At 62.5% G+C, this 15,313-nt stretch carries 13 protein-coding genes, 1 pseudogene and 1 riboswitch; of the genes and pseudogenes, 5 read left to right on the top strand and 9 right to left on the bottom strand.

Annotation, left to right across the window (positions count from 1 at the left end):
- Positions 1 to 49: 49 nt before the first annotated feature.
- Positions 50 to 475: pseudogene (locus tag D8767_RS29650) on the top strand (methyl-accepting chemotaxis protein); the annotation flags it as partial.
- On the opposite strand, the gene D8767_RS13995 reads toward D8767_RS29650, so the two are convergent.
- The 9 genes from D8767_RS13995 to D8767_RS14035 form a co-directional block, all read right to left on the bottom strand.
- Positions 450 to 3,725: a transporter substrate-binding domain-containing protein gene (locus D8767_RS13995; RefSeq protein WP_016714023.1), complete on the bottom strand. Its 3,276-nt coding sequence runs from the start codon at positions 3,723 to 3,725 to the stop codon at positions 450 to 452. The pseudogene D8767_RS29650 and the gene D8767_RS13995 overlap by 26 nt on opposite strands.
- Before the next feature lie 13 nt (positions 3,726 to 3,738).
- Positions 3,739 to 4,353: a response regulator transcription factor gene (locus D8767_RS14000; RefSeq protein WP_016714024.1), complete on the bottom strand. Its 615-nt coding sequence runs from the start codon at positions 4,351 to 4,353 to the stop codon at positions 3,739 to 3,741.
- A gap of 222 nt (positions 4,354 to 4,575) precedes the next feature.
- On the bottom strand, positions 4,576 to 4,818 hold the full coding sequence (locus tag D8767_RS14005; RefSeq protein WP_016714025.1) for a DUF1272 domain-containing protein: 243 nt from the start codon (positions 4,816 to 4,818) through the stop codon (positions 4,576 to 4,578).
- 66 nt (positions 4,819 to 4,884) lie between these two features.
- On the bottom strand, positions 4,885 to 5,637 hold the full coding sequence (gene cobM / locus D8767_RS14010; RefSeq protein WP_016714026.1) for a precorrin-4 C(11)-methyltransferase: 753 nt from the start codon (positions 5,635 to 5,637) through the stop codon (positions 4,885 to 4,887).
- 32 nt (positions 5,638 to 5,669) lie between these two features.
- The gene (locus D8767_RS14015; RefSeq protein WP_028698897.1) at positions 5,670 to 6,056 is read right to left on the bottom strand and encodes a cobalamin biosynthesis protein; all 387 of its coding nucleotides are present in this window, start codon (positions 6,054 to 6,056) and stop codon (positions 5,670 to 5,672) included.
- Positions 6,056 to 6,742: a CbtA family protein gene (locus tag D8767_RS14020; RefSeq protein WP_016714028.1), complete on the bottom strand. Its 687-nt coding sequence runs from the start codon at positions 6,740 to 6,742 to the stop codon at positions 6,056 to 6,058. Before D8767_RS14020 ends, D8767_RS14015 begins: the two co-directional genes overlap by 1 nt.
- Before the next feature lie 9 nt (positions 6,743 to 6,751).
- Positions 6,752 to 6,940 (bottom strand): CbtB domain-containing protein, encoded by a 189-nt coding sequence (locus D8767_RS14025; RefSeq protein ID WP_016714029.1) that lies wholly within the window; start codon positions 6,938 to 6,940, stop codon positions 6,752 to 6,754.
- 92 nt (positions 6,941 to 7,032) lie between these two features.
- A riboswitch (cobalamin riboswitch) is annotated at positions 7,033 to 7,257 on the bottom strand.
- A 93-nt stretch (positions 7,258 to 7,350) separates the two neighbouring features.
- Positions 7,351 to 8,190 carry an RHS repeat-associated core domain-containing protein gene (locus D8767_RS14030; protein ID WP_231115665.1) on the bottom strand — a complete coding sequence of 280 codons (840 nt, stop codon included), beginning with the start codon at positions 8,188 to 8,190 and terminating at the stop codon, positions 7,351 to 7,353.
- Between the two features lie 235 nt (positions 8,191 to 8,425).
- On the bottom strand, positions 8,426 to 9,472 hold the full coding sequence (locus tag D8767_RS14035) for a LacI family DNA-binding transcriptional regulator (protein ID WP_016714030.1): 1,047 nt from the start codon (positions 9,470 to 9,472) through the stop codon (positions 8,426 to 8,428).
- Positions 9,473 to 9,732: 260 nt separating this feature from the next.
- Between D8767_RS14035 and D8767_RS14040 the strand changes: the two genes are divergently transcribed.
- The 4 genes from D8767_RS14040 to D8767_RS14055 are packed head-to-tail and all read left to right on the top strand — an operon-like array spanning position 9,733 to position 15,288.
- The gene (locus D8767_RS14040) at positions 9,733 to 11,949 is read left to right on the top strand and encodes a TonB-dependent receptor (protein WP_016714031.1); all 2,217 of its coding nucleotides are present in this window, start codon (positions 9,733 to 9,735) and stop codon (positions 11,947 to 11,949) included.
- A gap of 31 nt (positions 11,950 to 11,980) precedes the next feature.
- Complete coding sequence (locus D8767_RS14045) at positions 11,981 to 13,315, top strand: LLM class flavin-dependent oxidoreductase (protein WP_016714032.1); 1,335 nt, start codon at positions 11,981 to 11,983, stop codon at positions 13,313 to 13,315.
- Positions 13,312 to 14,355 (top strand): L-glyceraldehyde 3-phosphate reductase, encoded by a 1,044-nt coding sequence (gene mgrA / locus D8767_RS14050; RefSeq protein ID WP_016714033.1) that lies wholly within the window; start codon positions 13,312 to 13,314, stop codon positions 14,353 to 14,355. The genes D8767_RS14045 and mgrA overlap by 4 nt, the downstream gene beginning before the upstream one ends.
- A 3-nt stretch (positions 14,356 to 14,358) precedes the next feature.
- Positions 14,359 to 15,288 (top strand): aliphatic sulfonate ABC transporter substrate-binding protein, encoded by a 930-nt coding sequence (locus D8767_RS14055; protein WP_063977464.1) that lies wholly within the window; start codon positions 14,359 to 14,361, stop codon positions 15,286 to 15,288.
- The last annotated feature ends 25 nt before the right edge of the window (positions 15,289 to 15,313 follow it).

The following is a 15,313-nucleotide window of genomic DNA, read 5'->3' on the forward strand; positions in this document are numbered from 1 at the left end:
GCGCAAGGGCACAGAAGTGGTGCAGCAGGCGGTGCAGGTAATCGAACAGATTTCCCAGGAGCTAAACGACGCTGCACGCAGCATCGATGCGGTCAGCAAGCAATCGGATGTAATCGGGCAGATCGTGCTGACCATTCGCGGCATCGCCGACCAGACCAACCTGCTGGCCCTGAATGCCGCGATCGAAGCCGCCCGTGCCGGCGAGCATGGGCGAGGCTTTGCGGTGGTGGCCGATGAGGTGCGTAACCTGGCGGCGCGAACCAGCAAGGCCACCCTGGAGATTGTCGATGTGGTGCGGCAAAACCATGACCTGTCGCTACTGGCGGTAGCCAGTATGCAGTCGAGCCTGAACCGCACCGGTCACGGTGTGGCGCTGGCAAACGAGGCCGGTACGGTGATCATGGAAATCCAGCAAGGCTCACGGCACGTGGTGGATGCCATCAGCCAGATCAGCTCGACGCTGCAATTGCATTGAGCGCATCGCGCATTTCGTCAAGCAGGGCTTGCAGGCTGGTTTGCAGCAGCGCGCGCTGCTCGACCGTCGGCAGCCCCTGTGCGTGGGCGAGCTCGATGGCTTCGCAGTCCTTGACCACGGTGCGCACCCTGATCATCTTGGCGCCACCCTTGATGCGATGGGCCAGGGCCCGCACGGCTTCGTCGGCGGCGTCTGGTGCCAGGGCACGCAAGGCGGCTAGGTCTTCGGCGACGCTTACCGAAAGTTGTTCGAGCAAATGCCGCGTCAGCTGTTCGTCGTCCTGGGTCAGGTGGCGCAGTTCAGCCAAGTCGAACCCGCTATGGCGTGTTGTCGGTGTTTTTTGTTGCTGAGGGCGGACCTGGGGTAGATGGGCCTTTAACGAACGTAGGCCAATCGGTTTGAACAGGCATTCGTCCATGCCGCTGGCCAGGCAGCGGGCGCGTTCCTCAGCCTGGGCATTGGCTGTAACGCCGAGAATCCTGCACGCTGGCAGGCCGCACTCGCCCTCCAGGCTGCGAATGCGCCGGGTCAGTTCGTGGCCATCCATGACCGGCATGCTGCAATCGGTAATCACCAGGTCGAAGCGCGCGGCCTGCCAGTGCGCCAAGGCGATTTCGCCATTGTCCGCCAGGGTCACGCGATGCCCCAAGGTATGCAGTTGCCGCTCCAGCAAAAGCAGGTTGGCGGGGTAGTCGTCGACCACCAGAATGTTGAGTGGGCTGCTAGTGCTTTCATGTGCTGGCGGGTCCTGCTCGGCCTGTACCGGTGCTGCACAGGTGGGCAGTTGCAGGCAGACTTGCACCCGGGTGCCGACGCCTTCCACGCTCTGCAGGCTCAAGGCGCCGCCCATCAATTCGGCGAGGGTACGGCTGATGACCAACCCCAGGCCTGCACCTTGGCGGGCCCTTGGGCCATCGGCCTGGACAAATGCATTGAACAGGCGGGCCTGGTCGGCAGGGCTGATGCCAATACCGGTGTCGCGCACATCCAGCTCGATTGCCAGAATGCCCTGACCGGCAACCTTGGGCAGCAGCAGGCTCGCCTGCACTTCACCACGGTCGGTGAACTTGATGGCATTACTGACCAGGTTGGACAGAATTTGCTTGCATCGCACGGGGTCAGCCAGCACCCAGACTGGCTCTGCCGGCAGTTCGCTGTGCAGGTGCAGGCCTTTGGCCCGTGCATTGCCCTCGAATACCCGCAGTGTGGCGCGCACCAGCTCTACCAGGTCGGTGGGCACTGGCTGCAGGCTGAGGTGGCCGGATTCGATGCGGGAAATGTCGAGAATGTCGCCAATCAGTTCAAGCAGGCCAATTGCTGAGTCGTAAGCGGTCTGCAAGGTCTGGGTGTCGCAGCGGCCGCCACGGCTGTCCTCCAGTGCCAGTTCCAGCAGGCCGATCACGGCATTCATCGGGGTACGGATTTCGTGGCTCATGGTGGCCAGGAACGTGCTTTTGGTCTGGCTGGCCTGTTCGGCGTCGTCCTTGGCCTGGCGCAATTGCTCAAGCAGCCCGCGGCTCAGCGCCAACTGTGCCTGCAGCGCGTGCTGGGCCTCTGTACGCTGGTTGATCAGCTTGCGCAGGTAACTGTTCCAGAATATGACGCCGGCCAGCAGCAGGGCCGACAGCACCAGCACCTGCAAGGCCAAGGTGCGGTAGTCGCGCCAGGGGCTGTCGCTGACCAGGGTGCTGGTACGCCAGCGATTGATCAGTTGATCGAGCTCTTCAGGCGGAATGCTCAGCAGCGCCTTGTCGAGAATGGCCTGCAGCTGGGGCTGGTCGGCGGCGACGGCGAAGGCGGCAACGGCCGGTTCGTCGTCGAGGACGCTGGCGATGCGCAAGCGGTCCTTGAAAACATGGCTGATGTAGTAGGCAGCATTGATATGGCTGCTAAGGGCAACGTCGGCGGTACCGTTGGCCACGGCCTCCATCTGGCCGAGCGGGTTGTCCACTTCGACTATCTTGGCCTGCGGGTAGCGCTGTTGCAGTATGGCCCGTTGCGGTGAACCACGCACCAGGGCGATGCGCTTGCCGTTCATGGCCTTGGCTTGTGCGGGAGATTCGACGTCGCTGCGGGTGACGAGCACGCGTGGGCTGACCAGATAGGGGCGGGTGAAGCGCAACTGCTTCAAACGGTCAGCACCATAGCCCAGCGCCCCGATCATTTGCGCCTCGCCTCGGGCCAGGCGGTCCACCATGGCCTGTGCTGAAGCACTGTCGACGGGTGTGAACTGCAGCCCCGTGCGCAGCGAGATCTGCTTGAGCAGGTCGAGGGTTATGCCACTGGGGCGATGCTGAGCGTCGTTGAAGGTCAAGGGGGCCAGCGAGGTATTGACCAGCACACGGATGGTGGGGTTGGCGGCGATCCAGGCCTCTTCTTCTGCGCTCAAGGCAGAGAGATGGCGCTGCAGCAGCAGGCTAGTGTTACCGCTGCTCCAGCGGCGCAGGATGTTCAGGCGTTCGCTTTCACTGATGCGCGCCAGCGCCTTGTCGACCAGACGGTGCATGCGTGGGTTGTCATCGGCCAGGGCAAAGGCAAAAGCCCCGGGGGCCACCTGGCAGAAGTGATCGATTTTGAGCGTGCCCTGGTAACTCCTGCCAATCAGAAAGTCGGTGCTGATGGCATCGCCCAGGTACGCATCCGCCTCGCCCAGTTCGACGGCCGCCAGCCCGGCTTGGGTCGAGCGGTACAGGCTCAGTTGCGCTTTGGGGTACAGCGTTCGAACGGCAGCGGCGGGCAGATAATGATCGACCATGGCCAGGCGCAGGCCGGCGAGGTCAGGTGTGTCCTTCAGGCTGTGCCCCTTGCGGGTGACGATGACCGGGAGGTCGTCAGCATAGGGGGTGCTGAGGCTAAGTTGAGCGTCAGCCGCCTCGAAGGCATTGGAGCTGCCCAGCAGGTCGATGCTGCCCTCACGCAAGGCTGTAATCGCTTCGTGGCGGCTGTCGTAGCGCCGTACCTCGACGGGAATGCCCAATTGCTCGGCGATAATCCCGGCGTAATCGGCGCTAAGGCCTTCGTATTCGTGCTGACTGACGTTGATTTCAAACGGTGGATAGTCGGGCCGAGAGCTGCCCAGTACCAGGTGCTGGCGGCGCTGCAGCCACTGCCGGTCTTCGCTGGACAACGACAGGGGGGCGGCGGCACTGGCCGACCGGGCCAGCAACTGGCGGGGTTCGCTGCTGGCCAGCAGATCGGCCGAGGCGAGTAAGCCGGTAGCCAGAAAGACGCTCGCCAGCAGGCGCTTCATGGTGTGCAAACGCTCAATAAACGCTGTTGCGTTTGGCCAGGTCGACCATTTCTACCAGTGATTCAGTCTTGAGTTTTTCCATGATGCGTCCCCGGTAGGTACTGATGGTCTTGGCGCTGAGGTTCATGCAAGTGCCGATATTCTTGTTGTTCTCGCCGCGCGCCAGGCGCCGCAGTACTTCCATCTCCCGGTTGGAGAGGCTGGCCAGGCGCACGGGCTCGCTTTCCAGCGAATTGCTGTTTACCGACATCTGCGGAAAGGTCGAATAACCTTTGATCAGGGCCTTGAGGGCAAACAGCAGTGCTTCGTGGTCTTCTTCCTTGGTGACGAAAGCGCCGATACCAGCATCCAGGCAGCGTCGCACGTACAGGTCGGTGGCCTGGCCGGTCAATACCATGATCTTCGGCACCGGCTCCAGGCACTGCAGGCGCTTGATGACTTCCATGCCGTCCAGCCCAGGCAGGCCGATATCGAGAATGACGACGTCCGGGCGCAGTTCGCGGGCCACCTGCGCCACTTCACTGCCATTGCCAACTTCGCCGACGACATGGAAGCGCTCGCGTTCAAGCAATATCCGCAAGGACACCCGGACGATAGGGTGGTCATCGACGATCAGCACGGTTGTCATGGGGAAAACTCCTGTCAGGATGTGGTCCGCTTCCTGGATCACTCAGGAATACGTCTGCAAGTGGGTTAATCGGAAGCGCTGCAAGATACGACCAATCCCGAAGTTTGGTAATGCCGAGTATAGAAGTGTTGAAATCACCCGCACTTGTTGTTGAAAAATCCTACAAAAAGCGGGAAAGATATCACCCTGTCAAAGCGGTGATGCCGGTTTTCCTCCGGTCGGTCAGACGCAGGCCGCATGCGGTTTGTTTACGCGCTGGGCTGAGGCGGGGTTGTTGGCCAACGCCCGGTCGACCCGCGTCGGGCGGGCCACCAGTTGGCCGGAGCAGTTCGGGCAACGGCCCTGGAAGCGGCTTTCGGCGCAGGTGCGGCAGAAGGTGCATTCGAAGGAGCAGATCAGCGCATCGGGGCTGTCGCCCGGCAGGTCGGTATCGCAGCACTCGCAGTTAGGGCGTAATTCCAGCATGGGCGTAACTCCTGTTCGCAGGCGGGAACCCGGAGTCTGCTACGCCTGTGGCAAGCCTGGCAATGCTCAGTCGGCAGAGCGATACAGATGGGCGTGCCCGGCACGGTACAAGGCCGACTCGGCGAATGGCGTATCCCCTAGCACATGGCCAACCAGGATCAGTGCCGTACGCCGGAAATCTTTGGCCGCTACGCGTTCGACGATATCGCCGAGGCTGCCACGCACCCAGTCCTGGTCAGGCCAGGTGGCCCGGTGCACCACCGCTACCGGGCAGTGCGCGCCGTAGTGCGGCAGCAGCTCTTCGACAATGCGCGAGAGGTGCTTGACCCCCAGGTGAATCGCCAAGGTGCTGCCATGGCGCGCCAGATCTCCCAGTTGCTCGCCGGGCGGCATGGGCGAGCTGTCGCCATAGCGGGTGAGGATCACCGTTTGTGCCACCTGCGGCAGGGTCAGTTCGCAGCCGAGCAGGGCGGCGCTGGCTGCCGTGGCGGTGACCCCAGGGATGATCTGGTAATCGATGTCCAGCGCCTGCAGGTGGCGGATCTGCTCGCCGATGGCGCCGTACAGGCTAGGGTCGCCGCTGTGTACACGGGCCACATCCTTACCCTGTTCGTGGGCGGTGCGCATGGCGCTGACAATCTGTTCCAGATGCAGTTCGGCGCTGTTGATCACGGTCTCGGCCTGATGGCCTTCGAGCACGGCGGCGGGTACCAGTGAGCCGGCATAGATAATCACCGGGCACTGGCGAATCAGCCGTTGGCCCTTGACCGTGATCAGTTCCGGGTCGCCGGGACCGGCGCCGATGAAATAGACCGTCATGGAAAGTCCTTGCAGGAAAGAAGGGGAAGCGCTCAGCCTGCCAAGGCGAGGGTCGCCGGGCCAAGCACCTGGCGGGCCAGCAGCAACCTGGCCGTGCCAAGGTGCTGGCTGGCCAGGGCCAGTGCCGCGCTCTCGGCCACACCCCAGCAGCCACTGTGGGCATGGGCGGCGGCAGAGCGGTGGCTGAGCAGGGGTTCGTAAGGTTGCAGTTGCACGCTATGGTACAGCACCAAGGGCAAACCGAGGCGATCAGCCAGCTGTAGCAAGCCAGGTTCTTCGGCCTTCAGGCTGATGCTGGCGATACCGCGCAGGTCGGCCAATGCCAGGCCCTGGTTGTCCAGGGCCTGGTCCAGCAAGCGTTGCAGGGTATCCGCCGGGCAACCCCGGCGGCAGCCGAAGCCGGCGTAGAGGAGCGGCATCAGGCCCGGCTGGAACGGCGGAACAGCCATGCGCTGAGCAGGCCCAAGGCCAGCCAGAAGGCGGCGTTGGTCAGCCAGGAGGCCACTTTGAACTGTGTTTCCAGTGCATCGGGGGCCAGGCTTTCATGCACTTCGGGTTGTGGTGCGCCAATCACATGGGGGATTACCAGCAGCACGGCGCCCAGCGCTTTCAGCAGCCAGTGGCGAGCGAACACCAGCAAGGCCAGGCCCAGTGCGGTGGCACTGGCTGTGCCGATCCACCAGGCCTGGCGTTGCCCCAGGTCGGCGGCTGCCGTACCGGGCAGTTCGGGTGGCAGGCCCAAGGTCGGGGCAAGACAGAACACGGCGAAGCCGGCCAGGCCCCACCATGCACCCGTGCCGGCGCGCGTCGGTTCACGCAGGCTGTACAGGGCGGCGAGGATCAGGGCGAAGCCGACCGCAACCACCAGGTTGCCGCCCGTAGTGGCCAGCACACGCTGCCAGCCGTCTTCCGGCGACCAGGCTTCGGCGCTGTGCTCATGGGCGGGCACCTCGCTGCCATGCTCGTGGTGGGCGACAGGGGCCGAGGACTCGTAGGTTTCCGCCTCAAGAATCAGCGGGGCGACCCAGAAGCTTTGCAGCAAGGTCAGCAACAGGGCCGCAAGCAGCCCGCTGAAGCCCGCGGTACGGGCAATGCGCGTGATCATCAGGCGTACTCAGTGGCAGGGGAAGGCGGCGCTGTGGCGGGTGTCGTGGGCGGCGTTGTGCACGGCCTCGATGTGCGAGAAACCGGCAAAGTACACCAGGCACAGGCCCAGCAGGCTGGCGCCGACGGCGATGACGATGCGCTGGCTGAGGGTGACAGGCGTGGCAAGGCTGTGTTGCTTGGCGCTGGTGACGGGCATGACGCGTTCCTCTGCTTTTTGTGGGCAATGGGCAAGCGCGGCAGCCCCGAGCGTAGTCGCCCAGGGGAATGCAACAGCGCCCGCCCACCGCGGGGTGTTCATGAACGCCAGGCCGGTCTCCGGGCTTGCGAGGAGGAGCAGGGCTCCTGGAAAGCGTCACCTTCCCATACCGCATTACAAGGGCACAGTGGTACAGACGCTTCGCTCGCTTACCGTTGCGGGGGCAGCACCGGAATTGTCCGGCCCTGTTGGAGGGCCTGCGACGCACCGGTTTCCCGTTTCACCCCCAAGGGGGCACCTGAACGTGAGGCATAAGGAGAGCATGAGGCGAGCGTTGCGTCAATTGCCAGGCTTTATTTACAGGGTGTTTCAGGGGGAAGCCGCTGCCCAGCGTGCCGCCACCGTTTCGCTCACCTAATCGCTTGATTTGGTTGCGGGTAGTAAGTCTTTAGTCGGTAAACATCTTCAGATGAGTCGTCAGGTAAGCGCCTGATTCGCATAGAAATCTTAGTAAGGTAGCCATCTTCCTGGGGTATCCATATGGTCGTATCAATCGTGCCGCTGGCAGCCCTGACGACAACCGTGTTGTCGTTAGCAAATATTTGCGGAAAAGCGGTCTTCCCTAAGTTGCAGGCAAGAAAGGTGATTTTTCGGTAATCCTGTGGGTTTATATTATGTGCTAGCATCCAGTCTCTAAGTTGTGCTGGTTTTTTATTGGTTCCATCTATGGATATGGTTTCCCCTTGCCCATGTGTAAAAAACACTGCCTTGGGTTTGCGGAATAGATTGTTAGTCGTTTTATAAAGTCCGTCACCATCCTCTCCCCAACCGTAGATTTTCTTTAGCCCTCGGTACGAATTATTTTTCCTGCCAAAAAAACGCGCAAGGCTAGCGTTGCCGCCGGGGTCGGATCGATTAATCGGATCATTGAGTGCATAGACGTATGCGTTGATTCCCCCTATACCAAACGGACTTACCCTGTCAGGGCTCGTGAATCTCATCAATGTTGAAAGCCAGCGATAGCCTGCCCCTAAGGCGTACAGCTTGCTTACTTCATACCAGAGATATCCATTGAACCCCAGCGGTAGGTTTTTCACTCCACTGCCAAAGCCATAAGCTGTGTATGCTATCGGTTGATTATCTCTGGAGTTCATCACTCGCAGAGGCGAGTGCATACTATCAATAGCGATCAGGTCGGAACGAACTGCGCCACCATGCTGTAGGGCAAGCAATTGGCGATCCTGCGCCATTATACGAGGGGCTTTGGTGGAGTACATTAAGGTCGTGGGGAATGTAGACTGGTAAAAAAGTAGCATTCGGTGAACTCCCGTATTTCACAATACTCTCCTAGCCTCTCTGTAAGCTTGCAACTGGTAAAAATATCAGGTCGCGGGAATGGTATTGAGGCGGGCGCAATGCAGGCGCATGTCGTTTCTGTGTGATTTGTGCTCCGTAGGGGGCTCTTGCCGACAGCACATGTGCCCCTCACGCGCTCTCGCGGGCAATCAACTCGCACGCCAACAGGTTCAGCCGCTGTACCTCACCGTCACACGCCAGCACACCCAGGTGCTGCAGCACCCGCAGCGCCGCCACTTCGCCAATCTCCCGGGAGGGCGGGCGCAGGGTGGTGAGGCTGGGCAGCAGCATGTTGGCAAAGGGGTAGTCGCCAAAGCCGACAATGGCCATGTCTTCAGGCAGGCGCAAGCCGGCGCGCTGGCCTGCCAACAGGGCGCCGGCCGCCAGGTTGTCATTGGCGAAGATGATCGCCTCGGGCCGTGGATTACGGCGGATCAACGCTTCCATCGCCTGCTTGCCCGCCTCGAACGGCGCGCAGTCTGCCGAGGGCACGAACACCCAAGGCTCCAGCCCGGCTTCACCCAGTGCCTCGACATAGCCGTCGCGCCGCTCCAGCGCACTTAGGTCGCCGGCTGCACTGTTTTGCACGAACGCGATGCGCCGATGGCCCTTCTCCAGCAGGTATCGGCAGGCCTGTACACCCACTTGGTGATGAAGGAAGCCCACCTGCAGGGGCGCCCGCTCCGGGCGGTAATCCCAGATTTCCACCACAGGCACATCTGCGTCGGCCAGCATCTTTTCCGTGGCCGGGCTGTGGAAATGGCTGGTCACCACCAACGCCGCCGGTGACCAGCCAAGAAACGCCCGCACCGCGCTTTCTTCCTGCGCTTCGCTGAAGTAGCTGGACGCCAACAGCAACTGGTAACCATGCCGGCTGAGGGTATCGCTGAAGGCCTGGATGGTCTGGGCGAAGATCGGCCCGGAAATGTTCGGGATCACCATGCCCACGATGCGTCCGCGCGCCGAGGCCAACCCCCCGGCGACCAGATTAGGGACATAGCCCAGCGCTTGTACAGCAGCCTCGATACGTTCACGCAGCGGCGGTGAAACCTGGTCTGGCTGGTTGAAGTAGCGCGACACGCTGATGGCTGAAACCTCAGCAGCCCGCGCCACCTCGGCGAGGGTGACACGGCCTGCGCCGCGTCGCTTGCGGGGGGGATCCTTGGCCTGGCTCACCGGGCTGCCTCCTGTGGAAATGGCCCGATGGTAGCGCTAACGGATCAGCGATTGGCAAATAGCTTTATTGCATATAAATCTGACTTTTAAGTATTTGACGTGCTAAACGATGGCCACAGATACTTGCTCATGTTAGCGCTAACAAGCGCTGCTGTTGGCAAGCGCCTGCCACTCGCACGAGCGAGACCAGACAACCACAGCAACTTCGTGTCGGCCCCGTCAATGGGGGCCTGGTCTGGTTTCCCGAGGCAGTGAGCACCATGCAGAAAAACCGTACACCTTTTCCCGCTACGCAACGCCGGCCGTTGGCCGCAGCCATCCTGCTGGCCGTTTTCGGGCAGGGCGCCCAAGCAGCCGAGCCTGCTGAAACGGGGGCTGCGCAGGCCACTGCGCTGGGTGCGGTTACCGTGACAGCCACACGCCGCGAAGCCACATTGCAGGAAGTGCCGGTGGCAGTGTCGGTGATTGATGGCGAGCAGTTGGAGCGAGACAACCGCAACAACGTGGCCAGCATCGTCCAGCAGGTGCCTACCCTCAATTACCGCGCCGGGGCCTCGAACAAGGACACCTCGTTGTTCATTCGTGGCGTGGGCACCATTTCCACCTCGCCGGGCGTAGAACCTACCGTGGCCACGGTGGTCGATGGCGTGGTATTCGGCCGCCCGGGCCAGTCGACCTTAGACCTGCTCGACCTGGAACGTATCGAGGTGCTGCGCGGGCCGCAGGGCACACTGTTTGGCAAAAATGCCTCGGCCGGCGTGCTGAATGTGGTCAGCAAGGCCATCCCTGAACAGACCCAAGGTTATGTAGATTATTCGCACTTTGGTGGTGGCGACGAAAACCGCCTGCGTTTCGGTATTGGCGGGCGCCTGAGCGAGCAGTTCAAGGGGTCGTTAAGCACCCTGTGGGGCGACTATGACGGCAATGTCGAGAACGTTGCCAATGGTCACGACGTCAATGGCTACGAGCGCAAAGGCGCCCGCGGCAAGCTGGAGTTCGAGCCCAACGAAGACCTGCGCCTGACTCTGATCGCCGACTACATGAAAGGCGAAGACACCTTGCCCAGCGGTGTGATCACCAGCGCCAGCGCCGCCTTCGCCAACCAGTTGCGTCCGGTGACGCCAAGCGCCCACAACCGCGACATCAACAGCGACTTCAAGACCCACGTCGAGGACGAGAACCAGGGGCTGTCGGCGCAACTGGACTGGCAGTTGGGCGACTACACCCTGACGTCGATCAGCGCCTGGCGCGGCTGGGACAACACCCAGTACCAGGACGGAGACCGCCGCGCCTTGCTGCCACTGACCGCGTCCCACGACAAAGGCACGGTGGACTATGACCAGTACAGCCAGGAGTTTCGTCTGACCTCGCCCAAAGGGCAGTTCAACGAATATGTGCTGGGAGCCTTCTACATGCATGGCACGTCCAGAGAGACCTACCAGCGCCTGTCGGTCAACGGCGGTGTTGCCAACAGTGGCCGTGCCGATTATTCCACCACCAACGACAGTGTCGCGCTGTTCGGCGAGAACACGTTCAATTTCACTGACGACTTGCGTGCCATTTTCGGCCTGCGCTGGACCCACGACGACCTCGAATACGACCACCGCCGCGTCTCCACCTCGGCCACTTCTGTAACCGGCATTCAGCCCTCTACCGCCAGCTCGGGTTCGGTAGATGAGGACGGCTGGAGCGGACGGACCGGCCTGCAATACGACTTCAACGACAACCTGACCGGTTACGTCACCTATTCGCGCGGCTACAAAGGCCCGGCCTACAACGTATTCTTCAACATGCAGCCGCGCGACACCGAAGCGCTCAAACCCGAGACCTCCGATGCCTATGAAATCGGTTTGAAAAGCACGGCGCTGGACAATCGCCTGACCGCCAACCTGGCCGTATTCCACACCGACTACGACAACTATCAGGCCAACTTCTACGACACCGTGGCCAACCAGGTGGTGACCCGCCTGGTCAACGCGGGCAAGGTCAAGACTCAGGGTGTGGAGCTGGATGCCAGCTTCCAGGCCACCTCGCGCCTGAAGCTGTCGACCGCCGTGGCCTACACCAAGGCTCGCGTCGATCACTTCAACTGCCCGGCGGGTGCAGCCGCCAGCTGCAACATCGATGGCGGCCGCTTGCCGTTCACGCCGGACTGGAAGACCTACCTGCGCGCCGATTACGTGATCCCGCTGGACAACGGCCTGGATGTGGAACTGAGCAGCGATTACAGCTGGCAGGACGCGGTGCAGTTCAGCCTCGACCAGAACCCGAACACCGTGCAGGGCGCCTACGGCATCTGGAACGCCAGCATCGCCCTGGCCGACTACAACGACGGCTGGCGCGTGGCGCTGCTGGGCAAGAACCTGGGCGACAAGTCGTATGCGCAGATGCTGGCCAGTGGCGGTGACTACATCTACCGCTCGGTACCACGCGATGACGGGCGCTACTTCGGCGTGCAGCTGCGCAAGGATTTCTGAATCTGTGGCTTTTCGGACCAAGGAGAACACTATGCCCCGCCAAATGAACCTGGGTGCCTTTCTCATGGGCACCGGTCACCATGTGGCTGCCTGGCGCCACCCGGACGTACCCGCCGACCCGCTGGATTTCGCCACCTACAAGCGCACCGCACACATCGCCGAAGCCGCGTGCTTCGATGCTTTGTTCGTCGCCGACAGCGTGGCTGCGCCCAGTGACGCACTCGCCAGCCACAGCGCCCGCTCGGTGTACTTCGAGCCACTGACGCTGCTGTCGGCACTCAGTGCTGTTACCGATCGCATCGGCCTGATCGCCACTGCCACCACCAGCTACAACGAGCCGTACCATGTGGCACGCAAGTTCGCTTCCCTGGACCACCTGTCCGCAGGCCGTGCTGGTTGGAACCTGGTCACCTCCGATGCTGCCGCCGAGGCCGGTAACTTCGGCCGCCAGGCGCATATTCCACATGCCGAACGCTATGCCCGTGCCCGGGAATTCCAGCAAGTGGTGCAAGGCCTGTGGGACAGCTGGGCCGATGACGCGTTCGTGCGTGACAAGGTCAGTGGCCTGTTCCACGACCCGCAAGCCGTGCGGGCCATCGACCATGTCGGCGAACACTTTCGTGTTAAAGGCCCTCTCAATGTCGCCCGCTCGCCACAGGGGCGACCGGTGCTGGTGCAGGCCGGTTCGTCCGAAACCGGCCGCGAACTGGCGGCCCAAAGCGCCGAAGTGGTGTTCACCGCCCAGCCCAGCCTGGCACGCGCACAGGCCTTTTACGCCGACCTCAAGGGCCGCCTGGCCCGCCATGGGCGGGATGAGCAATCGCTGAAGATCATGCCCGGCGTGTTCGTGGTAGTGGGGCAAAGCCAGGCGCAGGCCGAGGACAAGTACGAACAGTTCCAGAAACTGGTCGACCCGCGTGTCGGGGTTGGCCTGCTTGGGCGCATGCTCGGCAACTTCGACCTTTCCGGCTACCCGCTGGATGGCCCGTTGCCCGAGTTGCCGCCGACCGAAGACGGCCAGCGCAGCCGCCAGCAGTTGCTCACCGAACTGGCCGGCAACGAGCAGCTGACCCTGGCCCAACTGGGGCGGCGCATTGCCGGTGGGCGAGGGCACTACAGCCTGGTCGGTACCCAGGTGCAGATTGCCGATGAGCTGCAAGCCTGGTTCGAAGGCAATGCCGCCGATGGCTTCAACGTGCTCGTGCCGCACCTGCCCCTGGGCCTGGAAGACTTCGCCCGCTATGTAGTGCCCGAGTTGCAGCAGCGTGGGCTGTTCCGCCGCCAGTATCAGGGCCACACCCTGCGCGAACACCTGGGCTTGCAGCGCCCAGCCAACCCTTACTTTGCCGAACGAGGCCAACCATGAGCTACACCGCCAACCCCGAGCGCTATGCGCGCATGCCTTACCGACGTGTAGGCCGCAGCGGCCTGGTGCTGCCGGCCCTGTCCCTGGGCTTGTGGCACAACTTTGGCGATGCCACGCCCATCACCGCGCAGCGTGCCTTGTTGCACACCGCCTTCGATGCCGGCATCAACCATTTCGACCTGGCCAACAACTATGGCCCGCCCTATGGCAGCGCCGAGACCAACTTCGGCCGGCTGCTGCGTGAAGACCTGCGCAGCTACCGCGACGAGCTGATCATTTCCAGCAAGGCTGGCTGGGACATGTGGCCGGGGCCATACGGGCAGGGCGGCAGCTCGCGCAAATACCTGATGTCCAGCCTGGACCAGAGCCTGGCAAGGCTGGGTCTGGATTACGTCGACATCTTCTATTCGCACCGCTTCGATGCCGACACGCCGCTGGAAGAAACGGCGATCGCGCTAGCCGACATCGTGCGCCAGGGCAAGGCGCTGTACATCGGCATCTCGTCCTATTCCGCCGGCAAAACCGCAGAAATTGCGGCATTGCTCGATGAGCTGAAGGTGCCGCTGCTGATCCACCAGCCGTCGTACAACTTGTTCAACCGCTGGATCGAGCGCGACCTGCTCGATACCACGGATGCCTTGGGTGCCGGGGTGATCGTATTCACAGCGCTGGCGCAGGGCTTGCTCAGCGACAAATACCTGAATGGCATCCCGGCCGACGCCCGGGTGAACCGCGCGGGCGGGGGTTCTTTGCTACCCCAGCACTTGTCGGAAGCCAACATCGCCCGTGCACGCGCCCTGAACGACATCGCCCGTCAGCGTGGCCAGAGCCTGGCCCAACTGGCCCTGGCCTGGACACTGCGTGACCCACGGGTGACCTCTGCCTTGATAGGTGCCAGCCGGCCCGAGCAGGTCATCGAGAACGTTGCAGCGCTCGACAACCTGGTGTTCAGCGCCGAAGAGTTGGCTGCCATCGACCAGTACGCCGTGGAAGGCGGGATCAATCTGTGGGAAAAACCCTCGACCGACTGGAAGGAGTGATCGATGCGCGTGCTACGCCTTGCCATGCTGTTGTGGGTGGCCCTGGCCGGAGCGGCCCAGGCTGCAGACCCGGCTACCTTGCGTATTGGCTATCAGAAGGGCTCGATCAGCCTGGTGCTGGCAAAGCAGCATCGTCTGCTGGAGCAGCGATTTGCCAATACCCGCGTTGAGTGGATCGAGTTCCCGGCCGGCCCTCAGATGCTGGAGGCGTTGAACATCGGCAGCCTCGATATCGGCTCGACCGGTGATATCCCGCCGATCTTCGCCCAGGCTGCCGGTGCCGACCTGTTGTACATCGGTGCCGAGCCGGCCAAGCCCCGGGCCGAGGTGATTCTGGTGCCGAAAGACAGCCCGATCAGCGCAGTGGGCGAGCTCAAGGGCAAGCGCATTGCCCTGCAGAAGGGGTCCAGCGCGCACAACCTGCTGCTGCGTGCCTTGGCCAAGGCGGGGCTTGGAGTTCGCGATGTTCAGCCGGTGTACCTGGCACCCGCCGATGCCCGGGCGGCGTTCGAGCGGGGCAGTGTGGATGCCTGGGCGATTTGGGACCCGTTCTACTCGGCCATCGACCTGGAGGGTAAGGCGCGGCTGTTGGCGGACGGCCAAGGGTTGGGGCTGATCGGGCCGTTCCTGCTGGGCTCACGGACCTACGTCGAAGCCCATGGCGCCTTTGTCGGCCAGTTGCTCGATGAAATCAGCCGGGCCGAGGCGCTGACCCGCAGCGATGAGGCTGGGAGCATTCGCTTGCTGGCGCAGTTCATGGGCTTGCCGGAGGCGGTGGTGCAGCGCAGTTTCAGCCACCGGCCGGCATCACCGGTGCTGCCGGTGAGTGATGAAATCGTGGCGGCGCAGCAGCGCACGGCGGCGTTGTTTTTTGACAACAAGATCCTGCCAAAACGGGTCGACATTGCCGGAGCGGTGTGGCGGCGGGAATGAGATAGCTGCGAGACACTGGGGGCTG

This window comes from Pseudomonas sp. LTGT-11-2Z, assembly GCF_003691445.1.
Taxonomy (GTDB): domain Bacteria; phylum Pseudomonadota; class Gammaproteobacteria; order Pseudomonadales; family Pseudomonadaceae; genus Aquipseudomonas; species Aquipseudomonas monteilii.

Coding starts and splice junctions, on each gene's coding strand:
- D8767_RS13995 (WP_016714023.1), bottom strand. CDS start 3,725: ATGAAGCGCCTGCTGGCGAGCGTCTTTCTGGCTACCGGCTTACTCGCC.
- D8767_RS14000 (WP_016714024.1), bottom strand. CDS start 4,353: ATGACAACCGTGCTGATCGTCGATGACCACCCTATCGTCCGGGTGTCC.
- D8767_RS14005 (WP_016714025.1), bottom strand. CDS start 4,818: ATGCTGGAATTACGCCCTAACTGCGAGTGCTGCGATACCGACCTGCCG.
- cobM (WP_016714026.1), bottom strand. CDS start 5,637: ATGACGGTCTATTTCATCGGCGCCGGTCCCGGCGACCCGGAACTGATC.
- D8767_RS14015 (WP_028698897.1), bottom strand. CDS start 6,056: ATGCCGCTCCTCTACGCCGGCTTCGGCTGCCGCCGGGGTTGCCCGGCG.
- D8767_RS14020 (WP_016714028.1), bottom strand. CDS start 6,742: ATGATCACGCGCATTGCCCGTACCGCGGGCTTCAGCGGGCTGCTTGCG.
- D8767_RS14025 (WP_016714029.1), bottom strand. CDS start 6,940: ATGCCCGTCACCAGCGCCAAGCAACACAGCCTTGCCACGCCTGTCACC.
- D8767_RS14030 (WP_231115665.1), bottom strand. CDS start 8,190: ATGGCGCAGGATCGCCAATTGCTTGCCCTACAGCATGGTGGCGCAGTT.
- D8767_RS14040 (WP_016714031.1), top strand. CDS start 9,733: ATGCAGAAAAACCGTACACCTTTTCCCGCTACGCAACGCCGGCCGTTG.
- D8767_RS14045 (WP_016714032.1), top strand. CDS start 11,981: ATGCCCCGCCAAATGAACCTGGGTGCCTTTCTCATGGGCACCGGTCAC.
- mgrA (WP_016714033.1), top strand. CDS start 13,312: ATGAGCTACACCGCCAACCCCGAGCGCTATGCGCGCATGCCTTACCGA.
- D8767_RS14055 (WP_063977464.1), top strand. CDS start 14,359: ATGCGCGTGCTACGCCTTGCCATGCTGTTGTGGGTGGCCCTGGCCGGA.